General features: G+C 30.8%; 22 protein-coding genes, 1 tRNA gene, 1 rRNA gene and 1 riboswitch. Of the genes, 19 read left to right on the top strand and 5 right to left on the bottom strand.

All coding sequences use genetic code 11. The annotated features are described in order from the left end of the window. From CLVI_RS06190 to CLVI_RS06170, 5 genes are all read left to right on the top strand, one after another. Positions 1-108: ribosomal RNA gene (locus CLVI_RS06190) — 23S ribosomal RNA — on the top strand; the annotation flags it as partial. Positions 109-174: 66 nt separating this feature from the next. Then, a tRNA-Asn gene (locus tag CLVI_RS06185) sits at positions 175-249 on the top strand. 179 nt (positions 250-428) lie between these two features. Beyond that, positions 429-1,352: a polysaccharide deacetylase family protein gene (locus CLVI_RS06180; RefSeq protein ID WP_242980581.1), complete on the top strand. Its 924-nt coding sequence runs from the start codon at positions 429-431 to the stop codon at positions 1,350-1,352. A 53-nt stretch (positions 1,353-1,405) separates the two neighbouring features. Next, complete coding sequence (locus CLVI_RS06175) at positions 1,406-2,788, top strand: TldD/PmbA family protein (protein ID WP_106059241.1); 1,383 nt, start codon at positions 1,406-1,408, stop codon at positions 2,786-2,788. 10 nt (positions 2,789-2,798) lie between these two features. Beyond that, positions 2,799-4,142 (top strand): TldD/PmbA family protein, encoded by a 1,344-nt coding sequence (locus tag CLVI_RS06170; protein ID WP_106059240.1) that lies wholly within the window; start codon positions 2,799-2,801, stop codon positions 4,140-4,142. A gap of 44 nt (positions 4,143-4,186) precedes the next feature. Here the strand turns inward: CLVI_RS06170 and CLVI_RS06165 are convergent, their stop codons facing one another. Continuing rightward, positions 4,187-6,052: an LTA synthase family protein gene (locus CLVI_RS06165; protein ID WP_106059239.1), complete on the bottom strand. Its 1,866-nt coding sequence runs from the start codon at positions 6,050-6,052 to the stop codon at positions 4,187-4,189. 96 nt (positions 6,053-6,148) lie between these two features. Continuing rightward, positions 6,149-7,333, bottom strand: a complete 1,185-nt coding sequence (locus CLVI_RS06160; protein WP_106059238.1) for a cation:proton antiporter — start codon at positions 7,331-7,333, stop codon at positions 6,149-6,151. 46 nt (positions 7,334-7,379) lie between these two features. Then, a riboswitch (Fluoride riboswitch) is annotated at positions 7,380-7,454 on the bottom strand. A gap of 104 nt (positions 7,455-7,558) precedes the next feature. Here CLVI_RS06160 and CLVI_RS06155 point away from each other — a divergent pair. Next, the gene (locus tag CLVI_RS06155) at positions 7,559-8,515 is read left to right on the top strand and encodes an NAD(P)/FAD-dependent oxidoreductase (RefSeq protein WP_106059237.1); all 957 of its coding nucleotides are present in this window, start codon (positions 7,559-7,561) and stop codon (positions 8,513-8,515) included. Here CLVI_RS06155 and CLVI_RS06150 read toward each other — a convergent pair. Both CLVI_RS06150 and CLVI_RS06145 read right to left on the bottom strand, forming a co-directional pair. Continuing rightward, positions 8,505-9,065: a GDSL-type esterase/lipase family protein gene (locus CLVI_RS06150; RefSeq protein WP_106059236.1), complete on the bottom strand. Its 561-nt coding sequence runs from the start codon at positions 9,063-9,065 to the stop codon at positions 8,505-8,507. The two genes, CLVI_RS06155 and CLVI_RS06150, sit on opposite strands and share 11 nt — an antisense overlap. Positions 9,066-9,074: 9 nt before the next feature. Beyond that, on the bottom strand, positions 9,075-9,695 hold the full coding sequence (locus tag CLVI_RS06145) for a RusA family crossover junction endodeoxyribonuclease (protein ID WP_106059235.1): 621 nt from the start codon (positions 9,693-9,695) through the stop codon (positions 9,075-9,077). A gap of 216 nt (positions 9,696-9,911) precedes the next feature. On the opposite strand from CLVI_RS06145, the gene tsaD reads away from it, so the two are divergent. The 10 genes from tsaD (at position 9,912) to CLVI_RS06095 (ending at position 20,218) form a co-directional block, all read left to right on the top strand. Continuing rightward, positions 9,912-10,931, top strand: coding sequence for a tRNA (adenosine(37)-N6)-threonylcarbamoyltransferase complex transferase subunit TsaD (gene tsaD / locus CLVI_RS06140; RefSeq protein ID WP_106059234.1), 1,020 nt, complete (start codon positions 9,912-9,914; stop codon positions 10,929-10,931). A gap of 7 nt (positions 10,932-10,938) precedes the next feature. Then, a complete protein-coding gene (locus CLVI_RS06135) occupies positions 10,939-11,952 on the top strand; it encodes an alpha/beta hydrolase (RefSeq protein WP_106059233.1) in 1,014 nt (337 codons plus the stop codon). 93 nt (positions 11,953-12,045) lie between these two features. Beyond that, on the top strand, positions 12,046-13,302 hold the full coding sequence (locus tag CLVI_RS06130) for a S1C family serine protease (RefSeq protein WP_106059232.1): 1,257 nt from the start codon (positions 12,046-12,048) through the stop codon (positions 13,300-13,302). Between the two features lie 48 nt (positions 13,303-13,350). Continuing rightward, positions 13,351-16,089: a sigma-54-dependent transcriptional regulator gene (locus tag CLVI_RS06125; protein ID WP_106059231.1), complete on the top strand. Its 2,739-nt coding sequence runs from the start codon at positions 13,351-13,353 to the stop codon at positions 16,087-16,089. A 118-nt stretch (positions 16,090-16,207) separates the two neighbouring features. Then, positions 16,208-16,573 carry a PTS sugar transporter subunit IIB gene (locus CLVI_RS06120; RefSeq protein ID WP_106059230.1) on the top strand — a complete coding sequence of 122 codons (366 nt, stop codon included), beginning with the start codon at positions 16,208-16,210 and terminating at the stop codon, positions 16,571-16,573. Positions 16,574-16,649: 76 nt separating this feature from the next. Beyond that, positions 16,650-16,952 carry a PTS sugar transporter subunit IIA gene (locus CLVI_RS06115; protein ID WP_106059229.1) on the top strand — a complete coding sequence of 101 codons (303 nt, stop codon included), beginning with the start codon at positions 16,650-16,652 and terminating at the stop codon, positions 16,950-16,952. 237 nt (positions 16,953-17,189) lie between these two features. After that, positions 17,190-17,498 (top strand): PTS sugar transporter subunit IIB, encoded by a 309-nt coding sequence (locus CLVI_RS06110; RefSeq protein ID WP_106059228.1) that lies wholly within the window; start codon positions 17,190-17,192, stop codon positions 17,496-17,498. A 77-nt stretch (positions 17,499-17,575) separates the two neighbouring features. Continuing rightward, a complete protein-coding gene (locus CLVI_RS06105; protein ID WP_106059227.1) occupies positions 17,576-17,872 on the top strand; it encodes a PTS sugar transporter subunit IIA in 297 nt (98 codons plus the stop codon). Positions 17,873-17,955: 83 nt separating this feature from the next. Beyond that, positions 17,956-18,849 (top strand): BadF/BadG/BcrA/BcrD ATPase family protein, encoded by an 894-nt coding sequence (locus CLVI_RS06100; RefSeq protein WP_106059226.1) that lies wholly within the window; start codon positions 17,956-17,958, stop codon positions 18,847-18,849. Positions 18,850-19,081: 232 nt separating this feature from the next. Continuing rightward, positions 19,082-20,218, top strand: coding sequence for an ABC transporter substrate-binding protein (locus tag CLVI_RS06095; RefSeq protein WP_106059225.1), 1,137 nt, complete (start codon positions 19,082-19,084; stop codon positions 20,216-20,218). A 94-nt stretch (positions 20,219-20,312) separates the two neighbouring features. Here the strand turns inward: CLVI_RS06095 and CLVI_RS06090 are convergent, their stop codons facing one another. Further along, the gene (locus CLVI_RS06090) at positions 20,313-21,437 is read right to left on the bottom strand and encodes a glycosyltransferase family 4 protein (RefSeq protein WP_106059224.1); all 1,125 of its coding nucleotides are present in this window, start codon (positions 21,435-21,437) and stop codon (positions 20,313-20,315) included. Between the two features lie 127 nt (positions 21,438-21,564). Between CLVI_RS06090 and CLVI_RS06085 the strand changes: the two genes are divergently transcribed. The 3 genes from CLVI_RS06085 to CLVI_RS06075 all read left to right on the top strand — a co-directional run bounded on the left by CLVI_RS06085 (position 21,565) and on the right by CLVI_RS06075 (position 24,361). Then, entirely contained in the window at positions 21,565-22,563 is a 999-nt protein-coding gene (locus tag CLVI_RS06085) for a CotS family spore coat protein (RefSeq protein ID WP_106059223.1), read from the top strand. A gap of 126 nt (positions 22,564-22,689) precedes the next feature. Then, positions 22,690-23,337 (top strand): spore coat protein, encoded by a 648-nt coding sequence (locus CLVI_RS06080; RefSeq protein ID WP_106059222.1) that lies wholly within the window; start codon positions 22,690-22,692, stop codon positions 23,335-23,337. After that, on the top strand, positions 23,330-24,361 hold the full coding sequence (locus CLVI_RS06075) for a CotS family spore coat protein (protein ID WP_106059221.1): 1,032 nt from the start codon (positions 23,330-23,332) through the stop codon (positions 24,359-24,361). Before CLVI_RS06080 ends, CLVI_RS06075 begins: the two co-directional genes overlap by 8 nt. The last annotated feature ends 6 nt before the right edge of the window (positions 24,362-24,367 follow it).

The raw sequence follows: 24,367 nt of genomic DNA, 5'->3' as shown, positions 1-24,367 counted from the left end.
AGCGTAAGCTAGTAAGACCCCTTGAAGAACACGAGGTTGATAGGTCAGGGGTGTAAGTATGGTAACATATTAAGCTGACTGATACTAATAGGTCGAGGGCTTAACCAATAGAGAAATACAAGAATAATTTGAATATATATATGCAATTTTCAGAGAATAATTTCTGAATAATAATCCGCGATAGCTCAATGGTGGAGCACTCGGCTGTTAACCGATAGGTTGGAGGTTCAAGTCCTCTTCGCGGAGCCATTTTTTCGTATTTATTAAGTAATAGATTTTCTATTGCTTTTTTTTTGTCAAAATTAATCGTAAATTGTAAAACACTATGGGTAGAGTCGAGTAGAAAAGTGATGTATAATTTTACTATAAGTTAGTAAATTAGATTAATAGAAAGGTAGCTATAATAATATGAAGCATAGTAAAAAAAAGTGACTGCTAAAATTAAAATCATCATTGTAGCTTATGTAGTAATAATTACCTGCATAGTTATTGAGTCTACAGGCATATTTTGGGAAAAAAGATATAATAATAATACTATTACGACTGGTACTACTGCAGAATTAACTCAAGAGGATAATGAAACAAAGGAACCAGAAAATCCTAACTTAGATAATAGTGGATACTTATCTTTAGCTGATGATCCAAATGCAGAAGATGCATTAAAAGTTAATGCAAGTACAGAAGGATTAATTAAAAAAACTTTGAATTATCCAGTAAGAACGGATTGTAAGAAAGTAGCTTATTTGACCTTTGATGATGGTCCATCATCTAGTAATACACCCGCGATATTAGATGTTTTAAACAACTATGGGATTAAGGCTACATTTTTTGTTGTGGGTAAAGAAATAAACAGCGGAGAAGATGCACAGAGATTTCTGAAAAGAACGGTCAAAGAAGGGCATGCGATAGGAAATCACACTTATGCACATGACTATAGCTATTTATATCCAAATAGAATTATAAATCTTAGCAACTTTATGGCAGATATAGAAAAGACAAATGAAAGCTTAAGAAATGTTTTAGGAAAGGACTTTTCAACCAGAGTAATTAGGTTTCCAGGAGGTTATTGGTCTTGGGAAGGAAGAACTGAAGTGCGACCTACAATAGATGAAAAAGGATATGCAATTATTGATTGGAATGCCTTATCTGGAGATGCAGAATCCAGTATACCTAAAAATGCAGATCAATTAGTAGCAAGAACAAGACAAACCATAGATGATTTGGGACCTAATGCAGATAGCATAGTATGTTTAATGCATGATACTTATGGTAAAGAGGAAACAGTTAATGCGTTACCACGTATTATTGAATTATTTAAAGAGAAAGGTTTTGAATTTAAGAGTATAAAATGATAAGCTCTTATTAACATATTGGTATATAAATTAAACTGTAAAGGAGATAAAGGATGATTTCAAGAAAAATGGCAGAGGCTATTTTAACTAAATGTTTAGTTACAGGTGGAGATTTTGCAGAGATATTTGAGGAAGATAGTATTAGTAATTCTATAGGAATTATTGATAATAAAGTAGAAAATGCTCTAGGAGGACGAACATACGGTGTTGGTATAAGAATTTTTAAAGGATTTAAAAGCATTTATGCCTATACTAATGATAATACTTTAAGTAGCTTAATGGATACTGCTTATAAAGCTGCACTCGCATTAGGAGAGCTTAAAGAGGCGAAAAATATTATATTAAATAATACAGTTCAGTTCAAAAATATTCATAAAATAGAACATTATCCCAATGCAATAGGCTTCGATAAAAAGATCGGAATTATGAAGATTGCTTATAAAAATGCAAAGGAATTTAATTCAGATATATCGCAAGTGAGTGTATCCTATATGGATAAGGATCAGAAAGTTCTTATAGCAAATACTGAAGGTATTTATACAGAGGATAGACGAGTTCGAACAAGATTAGCAATAAGTGCAGTAGCTTCAAAGGAAAATGAAAATCAAACAGGGTTTGAAGGACCAGGAGCATATAAAGGTTTTGAATTATTCAATGATATAGATCCAGCTTATTATGGAAAAGAAGCAGCAAGAACAGCTTATACAATGCTTCATGCTAAGAATTGTCCCGCTGGTAAGATGACTGTTGCTATAGATAATGGCTTTGGTGGAGTTATATTTCATGAAGCGTGTGGACATTCCTTAGAGGCTACATCAGTAGCAAAAGGAAATTCAGTATTTGCAGATAAATTAGGACAACAAATAGCATCGTCAAAGGTTACGGCAATAGATGATGGGACTATAGCAAATTCCTGGGGATCAATAAATATTGATGATGAAGGCAATCCAGCGAAGAAGAATGTTTTAATTGAGAATGGAATATTAAAAGCTTATATGGTAGATAAGCTTAATGGTCGTAGGATGGGTATGGAACCAACCGGAAATTCTCGTAGACAAAGCTATAAATTTGCTCCTACGTCAAGAATGACTAATACTTACATTGCGAATGGTAAGGATACTAAGGAACAAATAATTGCCTCTATTCCAGATGGACTTTATGCAAAAAAAATGGGCGGAGGTTCAGTTAATCCAGTAACAGGTGAATTTAATTTTGCAGTTTCGGAAGGGTATCTTGTGAAGAATGGAGTAATTCAAGAACCAGTTAGAGGAGCATGTTTAATTGGTAAGGGTAGTGAAGTATTAATGAATATTGATATGGTTAGTGATAATTTAGGTCAGGCACAAGGGATGTGTGGGTCATCTTCAGGAAGTATTCCTGTTAATGTTGGGCAACCTACAATAAGAGTGAAAGAAATTACTGTTGGTGGAAGATAGGAGGAGTAATATGGAATTTATAGAATTTAAGAAATTATTATTTAAGAAAGCCTTAGCTAAAGGCTTTGATGAATGTGAAATTTATTATAGTAATAGAGAAAGTCTTAGCATAACAGTGTATGATCAAGAAGTTGAAAAATATAGTTTGAATAAGACATTTGGACTTTCCTTTAGAGGGAAGATAAAAGGGAAAATGGGATATTCTTATACAGAGGTAATGGATGAAGAGGCTGTGGATATGCTTATAGAAAATTCTATAGGAGGTGCTATGGCTATAGAAAGTGAAGATGTTCAATTTATTTATAAAGGTGATAAGGAGTATAGCAAGGTTAGCTCCTATTCAGATAAGTTAGAGAATTTAGATTCACAAGCATTAATTAAGCTTGCATTAGATATGGAAAGAGAGTCTAAATCTTATTCAGATAAGGTTGTGAATATAGGTGGATGCAGTATATCATATGGTAATTCTAATTATGGTATTTATAATACTAATGGGCTTGAGTTAACGAACAAGAGTAATCTTATTTCTGCCTATGTGGTTCCTATAATAGAGGTTAATGGAGAAAAATATGATGGATGTGGATATACAACAGCTAATTGTATAGATGACGTAGATCCTAAAGCCATTGCAAAATATGGAGTAGAAGAAGCCTTATCAAAAGTAGGTGGAAAGAGTATTCCATCTGGAAAGTATAAAACATTAATATATAATGAGGCCATGGTTTCATTATTGGGAGCTTTTGCAGGAATTTTTGATGCAGACGCATCTCAGAAGGGGTTATCTCTACTAAAAGGTAAAGAAGGACAAAGAATAGCAGCAGATATAGTAACATTAGTGGATAATCCTCTTTTAGAGAATGGATTAGCTTCAACACCTTTTGATGATGAGGGAGTTGCAACATTTAAGAAAGAAATTATTTCAAAAGGAAAACTTACAACATTATTCCATAACCTAAAGACTGCCCATAAGGCTGGAATTAAAACTACTGGAAATGGATTTAAATCTTCATATGCATCACCTGTAAGTATAGATCCTACTAACTTTTATATTGAAAAAGGAAATAAAAGTTTAAAAGAACTTACAGAATATATTGGTAAGGGACTAATGGTTGTTGAATTCGCAGGACTACATTCAGGTGCAAATTCTATAACAGGAGATTTTTCTATTGCTGCAAAAGGATTTTACATTGAGGATGGAAAGAAATCCTATCCTGTTGAACAAATAACTGTAGCAGGAAATTATTTTGAGCTTCTAAAAACAATAGAGGAAATTGGAGATGATTTAAAATTCCCAATGAGTAGTATAGGATCACCTTCTTTAGTTGTTAAAGAATTGATGGTGGCAGGTAAGTAGAAATTAAAAATCCCGTAGTAATTTATAATTACTACGGGATTTTATTATTTATCTTTATTAAAATAATCTGATCTTATCATTTTATCTGATAGCTGAAGAATATTTCCAAGTTGTTTATTATCTTCAGAAGTTAAATTTTCTCCTTTAATTGTTCCGTTTGTAGTAATAGCATAACTCTTAGCTGTATTTAAAAGATTTCTACCAAGAACAGTATTTTCATATTCACTATTATCTATACCTAGCATATAAAGCATTGTTGGCATTATATCTATTTGTCCTCCTATAGTATCAAAGGTCTTTCCAGAGGTTAAGCTCTTATCATATATTAAGAAAGGTACGTTTGCCTCACCAGTATCATCATACCAGTCTTCCTTTACGGTTAACTTATCAATACTACTATTATAATATTTATGAACACCAGCATGATCTCCAGTAATAACTACTACTGAGTTATCTAAAATACCTTCTTTATCCAGTAATTCTAGAAAAAGACCAATTTGAGCATCTGTATAATGAATACTTTCAAAGTATCCACCAAGCTCATTTGCATCAAGCTCTGGAGCTAAAGACAATTTCCTTAAGTCATCAGGTAAATCAAAGGGACCATGGCTTGTAAGAGTAATAGTATGAGCATAAAAAGGTGAATCTAAATCTTTAAGCATAGGAACCACTTGTTCAAAGTAGCTTTTATCACTAATTCCCATACCTATCTGATCAGAGGTATCAAAAGCGAAGGAATCAAGAAAGGTTTTAAAGCCTATTCCACCCTTAAGAGCATTTGCATAATTCCAGAATGAACCTTTATCTGGATGGATAGAAATTGGATCATAACCATTTGTTTCGAGTATTAATGGCATTGAGTTATAAGTTGAATTAGGATATCTAAAGAAGGTACTTCCACGTTTAACTGGAAGTAATGAGGTATTAATCATTAAATCAGTATCTGAGCTTGTGCCTTCATTAACTTGCTCATATATATTAGGAAAATATAAACCTTTTTCAATTAAATTATCCATTACTGGAGTGATCTTGTGTCCGTTTATTTCTTTACCAATTAGGAAACTTTCTAGAGATTCTACTTGAATTACAATAAGGTTTTTGCCCTTTGAAACTGAAGCATATTCATTATTAGGAATATCTTTTTCCTTCCATTTATAATAATCATCAATGGAATTCTTATCTTCATTAGTTAAAGTATAAGGGCGTGAATTTTTATAGACTGTATAAAGATCCATAATATGATATCCAACTGGAGAAAAATATTTTGCTGTATTAGTTGGGTCATAATCATCAAATAAATATGCGTTTTTCACGTCTTCATTATTAAGGATATATAAATTAAAGGGTACATAGGCTATAAAAATGATTGGGAGAAAAAGAGTTAATAAAAATGATCTTATAGCTCTTTTTGGAGTTTCTTTATAGCTATTCCTTGTAAAAAACACATATATACCAAGGATGATTAAGTCTATGAAAAACAAGATATCATAGAAGCTTAACATGGAGAGTACTGTTCCACCAAGATTATCTAGGTTGGCTGTTTGAGTTATTATCATAACAGACGGAACAGTTAAAAATCCTCTAAAGTACATAGCATCAAGCAGTGTCAATAGAGTTAGAAATATATCAATTGAAAATAAATAAATTATTCTTCCTCTTCCTTTAAATAATAGTCCAAAACTTAAAAATATTAAGGCAAAGGCTAAATAATATAACAAGAAAGAACTTGAGTTTGAAAAACCAAGTATTAGATCAAAGCTGTAAGGATCTTTGTTTTGTATAACACTTTGAAGAAAGATTCCTTTTAAAATAATTCCTACTAGCGGAATTAAAAATAATCCGAGTTTTATATAAGTATGTTTAGATATAGATTTAAAGTAGTCTTTAAATCTATTAAGTATTTTGTGCATCGAGACACCTCTTTCTAATATAGTCTGTATAGAATACATTATAAGTTAAAATTGTAATCAAAGGTATAAAAACTTTAATAAAAACTATTAAAGTTGCTAGACTATTTCCTTTGATAAAAGTTTCTTGTAAGTGAGATCAATGCCTAAGGCACCTAAGGGCGCTGTTATTAAAATAGCTGTTACAGCCGCAGTTAGAACTATTTGCCCACAACTTAAGCCCATAGCTAAAGGTAGTGCACCAATTGCAGCTTGAACAGTTGCTTTTGGCATATAAGCAATCATACAAAAGGTGCGTTCCTTAGAGTTTAATTTAGTTTTTATTAATGAAGAAAACACACCTGCCATTCTAAATACCAGACATCCTAAAATTAATAAAACAACTATTATTCCTGAGGAAAGAGCATATTTTATATCCACAGTAGCACCAACAAGGACGAATAGAAAAATCTCAGCACCAACCCACAGCTTTGAAAATTTCATTGATATACGATTAGCAAGATTTGGGTAGGTTTTAAGAAGGGTAGCTCCCATACTCATTACAGCTAATAAACCTGAAATTGGAATTATACCCTTTAATAAAGTTTCTAAGGTAATAAATAAGAAAGATACACTAAGAATAATAATTACCTTCATGGAATCCCTAAGGTGAAGATGTTTAAATAGGTAAAATAATATAAGACCTAATAAAATACCTAAAAGTAGTCCAAGAATAATTGAAATAGGTATTTGTAGTAAACTCATCACTGAGAAATCACCACCAGTTGCAAGACCGGTGAATGAAGTAAACAAGACAATAACAAATATATCATCAACAGAAGCACCGGCCATAATTAGTTGAGGTATACTTTGAGCTTTCCCATAACCAGTTTCCATTAGCTTTAACATTTTTGGAACAATAACAGCAGGGGATACTGCAGCAATAACTGTCCCCATAATGGCTGCATCTAGTATAGATATACCTAGTAGTTTAGGCGCAAGAAGTACAAATCCAGCTATTTCAAATAAAGCTGGAACAAAGCACATTAAAATTGCAGGCCTTCCAACCTTTTTTAGATCCTTAATATCTAATGCTAGACCAGCACGGGTTAATATTATTACAAGGGCAATTTGACGTAAGTCAGGAGAAATTGTCAGTATATTAGCATCCAATAAATTAAGGGCATAAGGACCTAAAATAATACCTGTAAATAACATTCCTAAAAGACTGGGTAACTTTAAGCTATTAAATATAGATCCCATCACAAGGCCTAGTAGAAATATAAGAGCTAAACTTGTTAACATATAAAAACCTCCTAGTAAAAATAAAAAAACTGATGATTCTGCAATAAAAATCGCAGAAGTCATCAGCTGTAATAAGCAGTTTAGACAATAGTCATGGGAGAACTTCATTCCCAAAAATCTAAGTAAGTATATCATTAAGGAAAGATTGTTGTCAATTTAAATTTATATAAGTTAATATGATATAATTCATGTAAGAACCTAAAGAATATATAGGAGGCATAAAATATGAATCAATATGATTTGATTGTTGTAGGTGGTGGAATTGCTGGAATGACAGCAACTTTAGCTGCTTTAGATAATGGAATGAAAAATATATTAATTTTAGAAAGAGAAGAGCTCATTGGCGGAGTACTTAATCAATGTATTCATAATGAATTTGGAGAAAAGCTTTTAAAGGTTAGGCTAACAGGCCCAGAATATATTAGCTTTATTGAGGATAGAATTAAAGAACATTTAATAGATATTAAAGTAGATTCTACTGTATTAAATATTTCTAAGGATAAAATAATAACATATGTTTCTCCAATTGATGGAGTTACTGCAGTTCAGGGTAAGGCTATTATTTTATCAACTGGTTGTAGAGAAAGGTACACAGGAAACATTGCTATTCCAACAAATAGTTTTACAGGAATATATACCATAGGAAATGCTCATAGAATAATAACTAGGGAAGGATATATGCCGGGTAAAAACCCTGTTTTAGTAGCAAATAGCAAGTGGGGACTTATTGTGGCTAGACGACTTAGTATAGAGGGCGCTAAAATTAGATCCTTACTATTAGATGAAAATGAGAATTTTATATTTGGTGAAGAAAATGAAAATATTATAAAAGGATTTGATATACCTATTATTAGGAATAGCCATGTTATAGAAGTTTTTGGAAATGAAAGAATAGAAGGTGTTAAAATATTAACTGGGGATACTGGCAATGTTACCTCAATTTCTTGTGATTCTTTGATATTATCTGTAGGTTATTTTCCAGAAGTGGAAATGATTAAGGACCTGAATATTAAAATGAATCCCGATACAAAAGCACCAATGATAGAGAATTATGAAACATCTTTAGAAGGCATATTTGCATGTGGAAACCTTATATATGGAATTAAAGCTTTAAATGAGAGAGATATTGATGGTGTGGAGGCAGGAAAAAGAGCAGCCCAATATTTAAAAACTATTGTCTAACAACTTTTAAGAATTCCTTTAACATTAAAGCGTGCCCTAATTCATTTAGGTGAATACCATCAATATATATGTTTTTATCTAAATTATTATTAGTCAAGACATAAAAATCAACATAATCAAGAGAGTATTTAGTACATAATTTAATCAATTCAGTTCGTAGAAGTGGAAGTGAGTCTTCACAATGTGTATATAGAGTAGATGGCATGAAAATCTTCTCAGCTGTCTCTTTTACTACAAAAGGTGGTATTCCTATATAAGTAGTGCATTTCGATTCTTTTATCATCTCCTCTATATTAGACACAATTGAAGAGACCGTCCTTCCGCAGAGTAGGTCGTTTGTTCCTCCCATTATAAAAAGCTCATAAGGAATATTTAAGGAAACATCTATATAGAATCTATTAAGCATGGAAGCTGTTGTGTCACCATTAATTCCTTTGTTAAGTATAGGAATATGAAGGAAAGAGGATAAACAATTTGCCCAAGAATCCTTAAAATCAACACCATATCCAGATACTAAACTATCACCAAATAAAATAAAAGTTTTGTTCATAGTAACCTCCTAAAAAAGTTTCTTGAAACAATTTCTGCATATAAGAGTTTTTCCTTTATCCCCTGAAATAAAATCATCAGGAGGTAAGATTTTTTTACATATACTACAGCAATTAGGGCTTAATGAATTATTATTAGGTAAAATTTCTTTGTTTTTAGAAACAAGAGATTTTTTTATTGGTGTGTAAAGTCTTTTTTCTCCTATATTTTCAATCTTTTCTATAGAATAGGAAATTGAATACGTGCTTTCTCCAAAAAGCTCTAATTCAAATCTGGGATTTTCTTTATCATAAAATTCCTCCACCATTATTTTTCTTATTTGAGCATCATTTATGATTAATCCACTTTTTTCTATACCATCGAAGATGCTTTTAGTTATGTTAATAGTATCTGGATGACGTTTTTCACTTTTATAATAAACCTTAAGAATGGCTATTAGGCTTTCAGCTAAAACTATATCAGGATTTTGAGACCGTGCAATATAAGCAATCTCTTGCTCATATAAAGCAAATTTATCATGATATTTCCCTGAATTAGAAGGGAGTATTGCTCTACCTTGAGAATTATGTAGTTTAAAATTGGATTTAGTAATAGGTGAACCTAAGACTATAACCTTAGCATATGAAGACATTTTAAAACTCTCCTTAATATATAAACATATTTTTCTAAAAAAACTAACAAAAAAAGATGAATAAAAACTATAATATACTTATAATGAATTATAGAGTACATAATATAAAATATACTCTATAATAAAACTATGTACAAGGTAATGAATTTATATAGAAAGTAATATACAGTATAATACGTATGAATTTATAATATAGAAAAGTTGAGGGATATAATTATGAAAAGTAAATTAATATTAGCTATAGAATCAAGTTGTGATGAAACTTCGGCGGCAGTTGTTAAAGATGGAAGAGAAGTTTTTTCCAATATAATTGCATCGCAAATAGATACTCATACAAAGTTTGGCGGGGTAGTACCAGAGATAGCATCAAGAATGCATATTGAAGCTATTGATGCAGTTGTTAAAGAAGCACTAAATGTGGCACACGTTACATTAGATGATATAGATGCAATAGGGGTAACATATGGTCCAGGTTTGGTTGGAGCTTTATTAGTAGGCCTTGAATATGCTAAGGGCTTAGCATTTGCTGCAAAGAAACCTTTAATTGGAGTTAATCATATAGAAGGACATATATGTGCAAATTATATAGAGCACAAGGAACTTGAGCCACCATTTGTTTCATTGGTAGTATCTGGAGGCCATACATATATTGTTCATGTCAAGGAACATGGAGCCTATGAGGTATTAGGACAAACAAGAGATGATGCAGCAGGAGAAGCCTTTGATAAGGTTGCAAGAGCACTAGGTCTTGGATATCCAGGCGGCCCTAAAATAGATAAACTAGCAAAGGAAGGAAATCCAGAAGCTATTGCATTTCCAAGGGCTAAATTTCATGAGGATACCTTGGATTTTTCATTTAGTGGAGTTAAATCTGCAGTACTAAATTATTTAAATAAAAGTAGTATGCAAAATATTGAAGTAAATAAGGCAGATGTAGCAGCCTCTTTTCAAAGAGCAATTACTGATGTGTTACGGGATAATGTATTTTTAACTTGTGAAAATAAAAATTTAAAGAAGATAGCTATAGCTGGTGGAGTTGCATCAAATTCTGCTTTAAGAAAGGTTCTTATGGATGAAGGCGATAAAAGAGGAATAGAAATATTATTTCCAGAATCTATATTATGCACGGATAATGCAGCGATGATTGGTTCAGCCGCATATTTTGAGCTGTTGAAAAATAATATTTATGATTTAGCTTTAAATGCAAAACCTAATTTAAAATTAGGTGAAAGGTAGGGCTAGAATGAATCTGATACCACATTCGAATGGACTGAAAAAAATAAAAATGAAGAAAGAAAAAACAAAAAGCCAAAGGCTTAAAAATATTGCAAATATAATTGTTGGATTTTTTTTGTTAAGTTTTTTATTTCAAACTGTAAGTAATTTTATAGGAAATGAAAAAATAGAGTCTAGATTAAATTATGCGAAAATTGATAATAAGAAAATGGAATATGAGGTAAGTGGTTCTGGAGATTATACAATAATATTTGATGGGTCTATTGGAGCTAACCTTTATGAATGGAGTGAAACTACTAAAAGCGTTGAAAAGGAGCTTGGAGTAAAAACTTTTGTATATAATAGAAATGGATATGGATTTAATGAAAATGCAGAAATGAAAACCCCTAATGAACAAGCTCAAGATTTAAAAATACTATTAAGGAAGGCAGGAGTTTCGGGAAATCTCATTCTAGTAGGTGAGGAATATGGAAGTTTGGTTATGACGAATTTTGCCAAGTTATATCCAGAATCAATAAGTGGTTTAATGCTAATAAAACCTTTTTCTGAGGATATTATAAAGGATGAGGAGTTTAAAGATAGCATCAAGGGTAAGTATTATAAAAGTAAGGTTGAAAGCATGGGTGCATCAGTAGGCTTAACAACCTTAATGGATAAGTTGAATCTGGCAATTAGTGTAGATGGGTTTGAAGAAAATTTACCTAGGGGAGCAGATGAAGAATTTAGTATACAAAAAAATCAAAAACGATATAGACAAGCAATAAATAATGAATTAGAAGCTTTGTATAAATATAATGAGGAAAGTCAAGTGGAGGGGCTTGTAGCTGGAAAACCATTATATATTATATCAAATGATGGAGCTGATCCATTGTCTAAGCTTGGAAGTTTGGAAAATACCAACATATATGTAACTGAATCTGATAAGGTGGTAATGTCATTGACTGATACTGAGTCAGTTTTTACTGGTATTAGCTATATTGTGAGGGAAGCAAAAAAAATAGAAAGAAAAAATAATAAGTAAAATTCATTAGGAAATTTTTTTGTGACATATACTTGACACAAAAACTGAGTATACTTTTAACTATAGAGTAGATAAGAGTAGCAGGAGGTAAATATGTATAACGATCCAAACAACAATAACAATAATCTAAATAACGATCCTAATAACAATGTGAATCAATACAATAATATGGATACAAATAATAACGTGAACGGAAATAATCCTAATAGGTATAATAATTTGGTTAACCATGATAATTTTGATGAAAAACCGAAAGAGAAGAAAAAGATTATTAAAATCATGGGAGTGATAGCAATTATGTTGATTATTGCTCTAAGTGGTGGAATAATAGGAGGAATTGCTACCTATAAGTTTATGAGTCAAGATGGTAAATTAGTTGAGGATAATAGTTCTTATGTAGCACCTGAATTTACTAGTAGTACGGATGGGTCTCTAACTATTTCAGAAGCTTTTGAAAAAGTAAAACCTGCAGTAGTTACAATATATACAAAAAGCACCAATGCTAATGGTCAAGCTTCAGGTGAAGGTATGGGTTCTGGATTTATAATTAATGAAGATGGATATGTTATAACTAATTACCATGTTATTAGTAATACAACAGAGCTTACAGTTCAGTTGAGCAATGGGGCCGAGGTAGTAGCCGAGGTAGTTAATTATGATGCTGAGCAGGATGTTGCCATGCTTAAGCTTGCGGAGGGAACTGAAATTCCTGGAGTTGCAGAACTTGGAGATTCAGATGCTTTATATGCAGGTCAAGATGTTATTGCAATTGGAACTCCTTTATACAAAGATTTAGCACAAACTCTTACTAAGGGAATAGTTAGTGCAGCAAATAGAACATTAACAACATCAAGTGGTGGAACTACTGTAAATGTTATTCAAACAGATGCAGCAATCAACCCAGGAAATAGTGGAGGCCCATTAGTAAACACCAATGGAGAAGTTATAGGAATTAATTCTAGTAAGCTTGGATCTACAGCGGATTCAGAAACAAGCATAGAAGGAATAGGATTTGCAATTCCTATTAATGAGGTAAAGGATAGACTTGAATCATTATCAAAACCTCTTTTAACAATTGGAATAAATATAATAGAATATGATGAAGTAGCTGCAAAAAAATACAATACATCAGAGGGTCTTTCTGTACAATCGGTTATAGCTGCTTCACCAGCTGAAAATGCAGGGATTAAACCTGGAGATATAATAATTAAGTTTAATGGAACTAGAGTAAAAACTGCAGATGAATTAAGTAAGGCGAAGGCTAGTATTAATTCAGGAGATTCTGTTAAGATAGTGGTTGAAAGAAGTGGTAATGAAGTGACTCTAGATTTACAACTTACTGCAAGTTAACCTTTATTATAGTATAATGAGATTAACTATTTCCGGCAGGAGGTTAATATGAATAAATTAGAGCAAGTTTATATAGAGCTAAGTAAATTAAATAAAGAAGTCAATAGAGGAGTAAATGCATCTGAATTAAGTAATTATATGAATTTGGATAGAGCTAATATTTCTAGATACTTAAATTGTTTATATAAAGGTGGTAGAGTAGATAAAATAGAGGGTAGGCCCGTTATCTACTCTATTTCTATTGTAGAGACAAATAAAAATATACAAAACAAAGAAACTAAAATTGTAGGTGATAGCTTCGATCAAATGTTAGGATCAAGATTAAGTTTACAAGTACCTATACAACAAGCTAAAGCAGCTATATTATATCCTCCACATGGATTACACACATTAATTTTAGGAGAAACTGGGGTTGGGAAGTCAATGTTTGCAGAATTAATGTACCTATTTGCCAAGGAATCTAAAGTGATAAAGGATAATGCACCTTTTATAAGATTTAATTGTGCTGATTATGCTGATAATCCTCAGTTGGTTATAGCTCAGATTTTCGGAGTGAAAAAAGGCGCCTTTACAGGAGCGGACAATGATAAGGATGGATTATTAAAGAAGGCAAATGGGGGAATAATATTTTTAGATGAAGTTCATAGGCTTTCGCCTCAAGCTCAGGAAATGTTATTTACATATATAGATAAAGGGTCCTTTAGAGCATTAGGGGATACGGAAAAGCTTATACATGTTGATGCACAAATAATTACTGCTACAACAGAAGATCCACAATCATTTATGCTTAGGACATTTACAAGAAGAATTCCTATGACAATAACATTACCTACTTTAAAAAATAGAACTATAGAGGAAAGATATTATCTGTTAGAGCAGTTTATAAAGGTAGAGTCAATAAGATTAACAAAGAGCATTTATTTTAATAAAAATGCGCTAATATCATTTCTTTTATATGATTGCCCCAATAATATAGGGCAATTAAAAAGCGATATACAGTTAGCCTGTGCAAAGGCGTTTTTAAATTATAAAGCAAATGGTAAAGATTTTATATTAATTGAACAATCGGATTTACATCAGAGGGTAAAAAAGGGGTTAATGGCTCTTCAACAATATAGGTCTGAAGTAGAGAGTCTATTATCTAATATGGGAGATGTACTAAGGTTTTCATATAAGGATGATAAAAATGTTTTTAATATGATAAAGGAATCTGAGACTGTAAAGGGAGAATATTTTTATGATATCATTGAAAGAAAGCTAGAGGAGTTAAAGAAAAAAGGGTTAGAAGAAAAAGAAATAAATGATATTTTAAATATAGATATAGAAAAATATTTTAAAAGATATATTAGAGATTTGCCAGGAGAATATAGAAAAGAAGAAATATTGAAAATAGTAGATATAGCAATTCTTGACACTGTTGAAGAAATTTTAGCCTTAGCTGCTAAAAAATTGAACAGAAAATATGATGAGAAGGTATATTTTGGATTAGCCCTTCACCTCCAAGGAAGTTTAGAAAGAATAAGTGAAGGAAACAAAATATATCATCCAAAGCTTAATTTTATTAGAGTTCAATATGCAGATGAATTTTTAATAGCTATGGAAGCTGCTAAAATGATTTACGAAAATTTTGGAACACAGGTACCTTTAGATGAAATAGGCTATTTAACTATGTTTATTTCTGCAAAAGCTTATGAAAAAGATGAAAAAAAATTAGGTAAGGTCAGAGTAGTGGTACTTATGCATGGCCATACAACAGCATCAAGTATGGTTGAGGTAGCAAACTCACTAATAGGAGAAGAATGTGCAATTCCTTTAGATATGCCTTTAAGTATGAAAGCTGAAGAGATGTATGAAATAGCTAAGAAAAAGGTTCAAGAGATAGATTCAGGAAAAGGTGTACTGCTATTAGTGGATATGGGATCACTAACAAATTTTGCGGATATGATTAAGGAAGAAATAGGTATTGAAGTGAAATATATAGATATGACAAGTACATTATTAGTAATTGAAGCTGGAAGAAAATCTTTAAATGGGAAAGATCTTGATGATATATATAAAGATTGTATTAATTTAAGCCAAAATGGAATTCAAGGTAAAAAAGTTTTAAATGAAATAAAAGGAAGTATTATAATAACAGCTTGCTTTACTGGAGAAGGATCTGCAGAGAGAATAAAACAAATATTGAAACAGAGGTTAATAAATAAAGATAATATTAAGATAGTGCCCCTTAATATTTTAGATAAAAAAGATTTCTCTGAAAAAGTAAATATGCTCAAAAATGATTATAACGTTGTAGCAATTGTAGGAACTGTATTTGTTGAGAGTGATAATATACCATTCATTCCAGCTCCAGATATTTTAGCGGGAGATGGAATAAAGAGTTTAGATGAATTAATACACAGGGAAGAGGATTATAATAAAATATCTAAATCAATAGATAATCAAATGAAGGATATGGATGGAATAAACCTTGTTGTGTTAATTAGAGAATCTATTTGTGAGATGGAAGAAAGGTTAGAAACTAATGTTCCCCATGAAGTTAAAGTGGGAATAGTAATTCATTTATGCTTCTTGATAGAGAAGATGGTAAATGGAGGCAAAGAAATTAATTTCGAAAAATTGAATGAATATAGAGGAATGCATAGTAAGGAATTTATTATGGTTAAACAAAGTTTAAGAAAGCTTGAATTAAATTATAATATAAACATTAAAGACAATCAATTGGCCTTTATTGTACGGATGGTAACAGAGAATAGTGTAACTGTGCAACCTATAGATACTGTGTAAGAGAAGCTGTGTAATTTAAATTACACGGCTTTTTATATATAAAAAAGCACTATAAAGCTAGTAGCAGTAAGGACTAAGAAAAAAATCTTATGTAAACATTTTTATATTGAAAATTGGCATGATAATTGCTTATACATATAGTATAAAAGTAATTTCAAATTTTGATGTTCATTATTTAAGGAGGAATTTATTATGTTGTGCAGCTGGTATGTCAACAAGTTTATTAGTAACAAAAATGCTTGCAGCAGCTAAAATAGAAGGTGTTGAGGTTTCTATTACGGCGATGAGTGAAGCTGATGTTAAAAACCACGAAAGTGAAATGGATGCATTATTACTAGGACCACAAGTAAGATATTTACTTGCAAAGATGAAGGGTAAATATGAACCAATGGGAATTCCTGTAGATCTTATACCTACAGTTGACTATGGAACAATGAATGGACCTAAAGTACTAGCTCAAGCATTGGCATTGGCTAAAAAGTAGTTTTAAAGGTAAAAGGATTTTTTTGAATATTTAGTTCAGAAATAAAATAGAAATACTTAAAAAGGGAGATTTAATAATGGAAGAACAAATAATGTCACTAATAATCCATAGCGGAGAAGCAAGAAGTTATTCTATGGAAGCTATTGCAGCAGCTAAAGAAGGGAATATAGAAGAAGCAGATTCTTTAATAGTTAAGGCTGATGAAGAATTAGGAGTGGCTCATAATACTCAAACAAGCTTAATTCAAGCAGAAGCTGGTGGAGAAAAGATAGAAATGTCTTTACTAATGGTTCATGCACAAGATCATTTTATGACATCAATGACTTTAAAGGATTTAGCAAAAGAAATAATAGAGATACACGCAAAATTCTTAGTGTAAATACAAAGAACTGTGTAACTGTGCAGGGAATATTTATTGTGTAAGAAGAACTGTGTAGCTATAATTACATAGTGGATCATTTAAAAAATCATTGCGAAGTTAGTATCGGCAGTGGTTGGTGAAAAAAAGAATGTAAACATTTCATTCTGAATAATTGGCATGATAATTGCTTATATATAATAGTGCGAAAGTAAATTAAATTTAATTTAAGAAAAGTATTTTAAGGAGGAATTTATTATGACAAAAATTATATTATGTTGTTCAGCTGGTATGTCAACTAGTTTATTGGTAACAAAGATGCAGAAGGCTGCAGTAGCACAGGGTGTTGAGACTTCTATTCAAGCAATGAGTGAAGCAGATGTTAAAAATCACGAAAGTGAAATGGATGTATTATTATTAGGACCACAAGTAAGATTCTTACTTAAGAAGATGAAAGAAAAATATGAGCCAATGGGAATTCCTGTAGATGTTATTCCTACAGTTGATTACGGTACAATGAATGGACCTAAGGTTTTAGCTCAAGCAATAGCAATGGCTAAAAAATAGTTTCTAAGGATAAAGAAATTTTATTGCATACTTAGTTTTAAAAATAAAATAGGTATACTTAAAAGGGAGAATTAATTATGGAAGAACAAATAATGTCACTAATAATCCATAGCGGTGAGGCAAGAAGTTATTCTATGGAAGCTATTGCAGCAGCTAAGGAAGGGAATATAGAGGAAGCTAATTCATTAATAGTTAAGGCAGATGAAGAATTAGGAGTAGCTCATAACACTCAAACGAGCTTAATTCAAGCTGAAGCTGGTGGAGAAAAGATAGAAATGTCTTTACTAATGGTCCATGCACAAGATCATTTTATGACATCAATGACTTTGAAGGACTTAGCAAAAGAATTAATAGAGATACACGCAAAATTTTAGTGTAAATTTAGAAATAAACTCTAATGGTTTTCCATTAGAGTTTATTTGTTTATACGTGCAATTTATCAAAGGAGCAAATATATATGGAATATATAATAGGAGTAGATGGAGGCGGAACTAAGACAGAAGCTGTTGCTTATGATCTTAAAGGGATGGAAGTGGGAAAGGCCCTAACAGGCTTTGGTAATCTTGTTAATGGAAAAGAAGAAGCATTAACAAATATTATGAAAGCTATTGATAAATTAGTATATTCATTAGGTATAGATGGATTAAGGGGTTTGTATTTAGGTCTTGCAGGAACTGAAGTTGGAAATAATGGGGGAATAGTTCGAGATAGACTTAAAAATAAGTTTAAAATAGATCCTATTATTATGAACGATGGAGACTTGGCTCTAAAAGCTTTGTTAAAGGGTGAAGAAGGTATATTAGTGATCGCTGGTACTGGCTCAAATGTATTTGGAATAAAAGGTAATTGTAAAGGAAGATGCGGTGGATGGGGTCACCTTCTTGGAGATGAAGGAAGTGCATATAAAATAGCAATACAAGCATTTAAAAGAATGATTTATGAAGAGGATTATGGAATTTTAAAAAGTGAATTATCTAAGGCTGTATTGAATCATTTTCATGCTAATAATGTAAATGATATCATGGAATTCATTTATACATCTACTAAGGATGAAATCGCAAAAATAGCTAGTGTTGTATCTATTGCTGCAGAAATGGGTGAAGAATTAGCTAAGTCTATTTTAGAAAAAGAAGGGATAAATCTTGCTAAGGCCACAGAAAGAGTATTTAATAAATTATTATTTGAAGAATGTAAAATAGGGTTGGTAGGTGGAGTTATCCGAAAATCAAAATTTGTTAGAGTGGCTTTTGAAGGATATTTAATTGAAAATATTAAAGTTACAGAATTCGTAGATGATGATATATCTCCATCTAAGGGAGCGTACTACATATATATTAATGAAAATAAATAAAAATATGGAGGTATACTATGAAAAAGGGCATTAACTATGAATCCGTTAATTCCATCAGAAAAGATGGCAAAGATATTATTAGATGAATTATTAGAAGCTCATAAGGAATATTTGCCACAGTTTAACTAAGATTTTAATTATAAGGGGTACTTTTACTTCATATTAGAATAGCAAAGTATGTTCTTGTATTATATAATCATATATAATACAAGAAATATTGGAGGAAAATACTATGAAGTATAAAAATAAGTTAGTAATTGCAATGGTAGCAATTGTAATTATATCTGTTGCTATAGTGAATGTAGTTGATTTAAATAAAGACTATACCCTGCGAGGAACCATAAATATATGGGCAAATGAGAATAGTTATGATTATTTAGAGGAAACTGCAGAAAAATTTATGGATAAAAATGAAAAAGCAGTTATTAATGTGGTTAAAGTAAATAATTATAAAAATAATTTGGAAGATGCTATAACTAGCGGGGACTTCCCAGATATAGTTCAGTTAAATAGCCAATATTTACGAGAATTTGAAGAAAAATATAAGGATTCAACAGCAATAGAACAAAACATAAGTATTATAGATAATTATTCAAGTAGCTTTAGCAAATCAAGAATTGAAGAAATTAATAAAGATGATAAGATAATTGGAATTCCTTTTACATCAAGACCTTTGGTATTGTATTTAAGAGAGGATATGCTTAAAACTTTTGGATATACTTATGAAGATATTTCTACTTGGGATCAGCTTATTAAGATGGGACAAGATGTGTTTGAAAAAAGTGGTGGTAAGATTAAAGTATTGAACGCAGTAGGGAAGGATTATGAGGACCTAGTTTCATTACTTGTTATGCAGGCTATGGAAGAAACTGAGAATGAAGATGAAATAAAGACGATAATTAATGAAAAGCTTAATGAATTAATCAGTAAGAATATTTTAAATAAAGATGAAAATGGAGAATTTCTTTCACGAATATCTTCTATAAATGGAATGGCAGAACTTAAAACTATTGAAGTTGAATGTGAATGGACAACAAATAATGCTCCGGCAAAAATTTTAGGAAGTAATAGATTTTATGTTTCAGAAGGAGATAACTTAGTTGCTATAAAAGAAGATAAAAAAACTACTGCTCTTAAGAATGAATTTATTGAATTTATATCCACTAATGGTAAAGAGGATATAGACAATATTAAAAATGGGAAGTTTTTCTTAAGCTTTCTATCGATTTACAATAGTAAAGAAATAGAGGAGAATGTTAATAATTTTAAGGGAAATAGTCCATTAGTAGTAATGGCTAATATAGCACAAAAAGCACCAAGTATAAATGATTATGATATGTATTTTAAAATCTGTGATGAGTATAGATAAGGGCAGATTTAAAATAGTAAAAGGACACACTAAAAGGGGATTGCCATAAGGTTTTGGCAGTCCCTTTTTTGAGTCTTGAATTAAGGAAAGAAAATCATTTATTATCAAGTATGGATTTGTACGCGCTTAGTGTTTTCTCAGCTGTAAGCCTCCAAGAAAATTCTAAACTTTTTTTATAGCCTATTTCTGCGAGTTCATCTTTAATTGAGGAATTATTTAAAACTTTAAGAAGAGCGTCTTTTAATTGGTCTGTATTAAAAGGATCAATTAAAATTGCAGCATTAGTTGTCACTTCAGGTATTGAAGTTGAATTTGAAGTTATTACGGGCGTCCTACAGCTCATTGCTTCTAGGGGAGGAAGACCAAACCCTTCATATAAAGAAGGATAAACAAAGGCCTCAGATCCGCTATATAAGATGGGAAGTATATTATCTTCTAAATAGCCTGTGAAGATAACTTTATTGCCTATACCCATGGAAAGTACAAGCTCCTTTAAGGATTGTCCCTCATAATCTAAAGAGCCTGTAATTAGAAGTTTATGAGGGATTTTAAGATCCTTTTCAATTGCAGCAAAGGATAAAATAAGATCTCGTACATTTTTCCTAGAGCTAAATCCACCAATATATAAAATATAAGGATTGTCAAATTTAAAGTTGTTTTTTATATAACTCCTGCAATAATCCTTAGAGATGGGTTTAAAGTTAGTATTTGCAGCTAAGGGAGTAACAAAGATTCTATCGGCAGGAAATCTTGGGAAGAATCTTAAGATATCTTTCTTAGAATACTCAGAGACCGTAATTATACCCTTTGCAGAGTCCATTATTGCAGGCATTTCTTTTAAAAATCTATTTAAATATCCTATCCCTACAGTTTCTGGCATTATATATGGAATCAAATCATGTATAGTTACTACAACATTTAAATCCCAGTTAAAGGGGAACCCAATGCCGTTTTGTGGAATATGATAGAGATCCACTTTCTTTTCCTCCATTATAGTAGGAATGTAATTATTTTCATAAAAACCTCCATATCTTCCAGAGGTGTGAATCAGTTCAGTGTTAGATCTATTAAATTCTTTAAATTCATTGCCAGTCCAAACGAGCTCAAAATAAGTTTCAATATTATTTTCTATCAAATTTAGAACTAGATTTTTTGTGTAGGTTCCTATACCAGAGCCAGCGTGAAGATTTACGCTTCTTGAATCTATGCCCAATTTCATAAGGAAAAGCACCCCTAAAAGATTTATATACAATAGCATACTATTTTTATAAGAAAGTGTGAATGGAATCACAAAAAAAGAGTAAGTACATATAATGGAATAAATTAATTTTGAGACGGAGTGTGTTATGGAAGACAGAAATATTAAAAAATTAGTTAGTGAAAATTATCACTTGGATATTAAATCAATTGAGAAAGTTAAAAATACTTATAAGGTAAATGCAAAAGAAGGAATGTATTGTATAAAGGTTATTAAATATGAATTTTCTCATTTTTATTTTATATTATCAACTATATTACATTTGCAAAAAAGAGGTTTTGATAAGATACCAGAGATTCTAAAATCAAAAAAAGGAGAATATTATATAGAGTTCTTTGGAAAGTATGCGTATATAACAAAATGGATTTCGGCCAGAGAGAGCAATTTCGATAATCCTATGGAACTTAATAAAGTATCACAAAAACTTGCAGAACTACATCAATGCAGTGAGGGATTTTCTTTAACAAAGAATATGAAACCGAGAATAGGTTGGTTTTCTTGGATAGAGGTATTTAACACTAGAAAAAATGAGATATTAGATTTCAAGAACAGAATAAATCAGAAGGCGTATAAATCTGAATTCGATAATCTATACCTAAGTTGCATAGAAGAAGAAATTGAGAGGGCGGATAGAAGTATACAAGGACTACAAGATTCAAATTATATAGAGATTATGAAGAAAGAAATGCTGAAGAGGGGCTTTTGTCATCATGATTATGCAAACCACAATATTTTATTTGATAAAAATGAGAAAATATATGTAATTGATTTTGATTATTGCATTATGGATTCTCATATACATGATTTATCTTCTTTACTGATTAGAGCCATGAAAAATGGAAAATGGAGTGTGAAAAAAGGAGAGAATATAATAAATAATTATTCTGCAATAAAGAATGTTCAACAGGAAGAATTAAGTTTGATGAAGGAATTTATGAGATATCCACAGATGTTTTGGCAGCTTGGTATACAGATGTATTGGGAACAACAGCCTTGGAAAGAGGAATTCTTTTTAAACAGACTTAGTAAATATGTGGAGGATAGGGAAGAAAGAGAAACCTTTATTGAAGGATTTTTCCCTGAATAAGGAGGCGGTACTATTAATAATTCAACTTTAAATGATTATCTACTAGAGAAAAATGTAATTATTAAAGGAGAATATTTCAGAAGTAATCCAAGTTATACTGAGGAGGCTACTTTAGAACAAATTAAATTGATTAGTGATGTTCATTCAATTTTGAGTGGGTATCATTATAATGGTAGTTTTAGAATTAATAGTACTATAGGGAAAAGAGTAGAATCTATAAAAGTGTATATAAAGAGATTAAAAAAGGATTTAGAGTGGAGACAAAAAAAGGAATTTTCAAATTCTATGGACAGGTTTTTATTAAGTAAAGGTGGAAATATTATTAAGCAAGGGGAAAGGGCTCTTGAAGAAATCGGAGGGATAGATTACCTAGGTTTGATTAAAAGAAGCATGAAGCAAAATGAGATATGCCTAGGAAGGACCGATCAAGGAAACTTAAGAAAAAATAATGGAATTGAAATAGGGAATATAAAAGGCCTTAGCTATAATCTAATTGAAGAGGATATATATGAATATTTAAAAAAAATAAGAAGGCGTGTAATTAGTCCTAATGAAGAGGCTTATATAGAAAGATATATAATTGAAAAAAAATTAGAAAATAATAGTAAAGAGTATATTAAACTACTATTAGAAATACCCTATGATTCCCTAAGGCAATGGTTAAGGTATTCTGAGGGAAAAAGAAATATGGCTCCAGATGATTATTTTAAAAATATTGAAGAGATATCAAAATATGAAAATAAGGTTATGAAACAGGGAGGCAAAAATGAATAAGCTTAGGTATCCGGAAAAAAAATATCTTTCTACCTATGAACTTACTTCAACCTTTTTTAAAACATTAGGGGTTAAAGTTGTTGATATTATTCCTTTAAGAAAAGTTTTTGTATTAAAGACAGATAAGGGGAATAAAATACTGAAAAAGGTCGATTATGATGGAGAAAGATTAAATTTTATTAATTTATGTGTAGAGAATATCAGTAAAAAGTTTCCCAATATAATTTCCTTTAATACATTTTCTGATGGAAAAAAGTATAAGATGTGGAAGGGAAATTGTTATGTTCTTATGGATTTAATAGAAGGGAGAGAAGCTACTTTTACGAATCCAATAGAATTTAAAATGTGTGGAGAATTATTAGCTAAAGCACATTTAGCGTCCCTGGAATTCGCTGGTGAGAAAAATATTAAAAGCAAAATTGATAAAAGTTTAGTTATAAAATACAGAGAAGCTTTGAAAAATATAGAAGAAGAAGAAATTTTAGTAAAGAGTTTTAGATTTACAAATGAATTTGACTCTTTATTTATTCATGAGTCACAGGGATATATAAAAGAAATAAAAGAAGCCATAAAATTATTAGCCCTTAGTAAGTATAGTGACTATAGGGAAGCTGGAAAGAATATAGTTGTATGTCATAATGATTTAGCAGAGCACAACTTTCTATTTTCAAGTAATGAAATGTACTTAATTGATTTTGATTACTGTTCAATAGATTTAAGAATAATGGATTTAGCAGATCTACTTTTAAATGGAATAAAAAATGTTGCTTTTGATTTTAGTAAGGCTTTAGACGTTATTGATGGTTATAATAAAATTTACCCATTGGAGAATGAAGAATACAAATTACTTTATATATTATTATTATTTCCTAGGGAATTTTGTGGAATGGTAACCTCTTATTATCATAAACAAAAAAGCTGGGAAGAGGAAGTTTTTATAAATAGGCTAAAAATGAAAATCATGAATGAGGATTTTAGGAGAGAATTTTTAGAAAAGTATAGAATAAAATTTAATATTAGCTAAAACTTT

Source organism: Clostridium vincentii, assembly GCF_002995745.1.
Taxonomy (GTDB): Bacteria; Bacillota; Clostridia; order Clostridiales; family Clostridiaceae; genus Clostridium; species Clostridium vincentii.
Note: the sequence above shows the minus strand (reverse complement) of the source record. Positions and strands in the feature narration are given on the sequence as shown.

Bases quoted from the DNA above. Each gene is read 5' to 3' on its own strand.
- CLVI_RS06110 (WP_106059228.1), top strand. From the start codon at position 17,190: ATGACAAAAATTATATTATGTTGTTCAGCTGGTATGTCAACTAGTTTA.
- CLVI_RS06115 (WP_106059229.1), top strand. From the start codon at position 16,650: ATGGAAGAACAAATAATGTCACTAATAATCCATAGCGGAGAAGCAAGA.
- CLVI_RS06105 (WP_106059227.1), top strand. From the start codon at position 17,576: ATGGAAGAACAAATAATGTCACTAATAATCCATAGCGGTGAGGCAAGA.
- CLVI_RS06100 (WP_106059226.1), top strand. From the start codon at position 17,956: ATGGAATATATAATAGGAGTAGATGGAGGCGGAACTAAGACAGAAGCT.
- CLVI_RS06135 (WP_106059233.1), top strand. From the start codon at position 10,939: ATGAATCTGATACCACATTCGAATGGACTGAAAAAAATAAAAATGAAG.
- CLVI_RS06150 (WP_106059236.1), bottom strand. From the start codon at position 9,065: ATGAACAAAACTTTTATTTTATTTGGTGATAGTTTAGTATCTGGATAT.
- CLVI_RS06160 (WP_106059238.1), bottom strand. From the start codon at position 7,333: ATGTTAACAAGTTTAGCTCTTATATTTCTACTAGGCCTTGTGATGGGA.
- CLVI_RS06145 (WP_106059235.1), bottom strand. From the start codon at position 9,695: ATGTCTTCATATGCTAAGGTTATAGTCTTAGGTTCACCTATTACTAAA.
- CLVI_RS06090 (WP_106059224.1), bottom strand. From the start codon at position 21,437: ATGAAATTGGGCATAGATTCAAGAAGCGTAAATCTTCACGCTGGCTCT.
- CLVI_RS06120 (WP_106059230.1), top strand. From the start codon at position 16,208: ATGATAATTGCTTATACATATAGTATAAAAGTAATTTCAAATTTTGAT.
- CLVI_RS06165 (WP_106059239.1), bottom strand. From the start codon at position 6,052: ATGCACAAAATACTTAATAGATTTAAAGACTACTTTAAATCTATATCT.
- CLVI_RS06175 (WP_106059241.1), top strand. From the start codon at position 1,406: ATGATTTCAAGAAAAATGGCAGAGGCTATTTTAACTAAATGTTTAGTT.
- CLVI_RS06095 (WP_106059225.1), top strand. From the start codon at position 19,082: ATGAAGTATAAAAATAAGTTAGTAATTGCAATGGTAGCAATTGTAATT.
- CLVI_RS06155 (WP_106059237.1), top strand. From the start codon at position 7,559: ATGAATCAATATGATTTGATTGTTGTAGGTGGTGGAATTGCTGGAATG.
- CLVI_RS06130 (WP_106059232.1), top strand. From the start codon at position 12,046: ATGTATAACGATCCAAACAACAATAACAATAATCTAAATAACGATCCT.
- CLVI_RS06085 (WP_106059223.1), top strand. From the start codon at position 21,565: ATGGAAGACAGAAATATTAAAAAATTAGTTAGTGAAAATTATCACTTG.
- CLVI_RS06170 (WP_106059240.1), top strand. From the start codon at position 2,799: ATGGAATTTATAGAATTTAAGAAATTATTATTTAAGAAAGCCTTAGCT.
- CLVI_RS06125 (WP_106059231.1), top strand. From the start codon at position 13,351: ATGAATAAATTAGAGCAAGTTTATATAGAGCTAAGTAAATTAAATAAA.
- tsaD (WP_106059234.1), top strand. From the start codon at position 9,912: ATGAAAAGTAAATTAATATTAGCTATAGAATCAAGTTGTGATGAAACT.
- CLVI_RS06075 (WP_106059221.1), top strand. From the start codon at position 23,330: ATGAATAAGCTTAGGTATCCGGAAAAAAAATATCTTTCTACCTATGAA.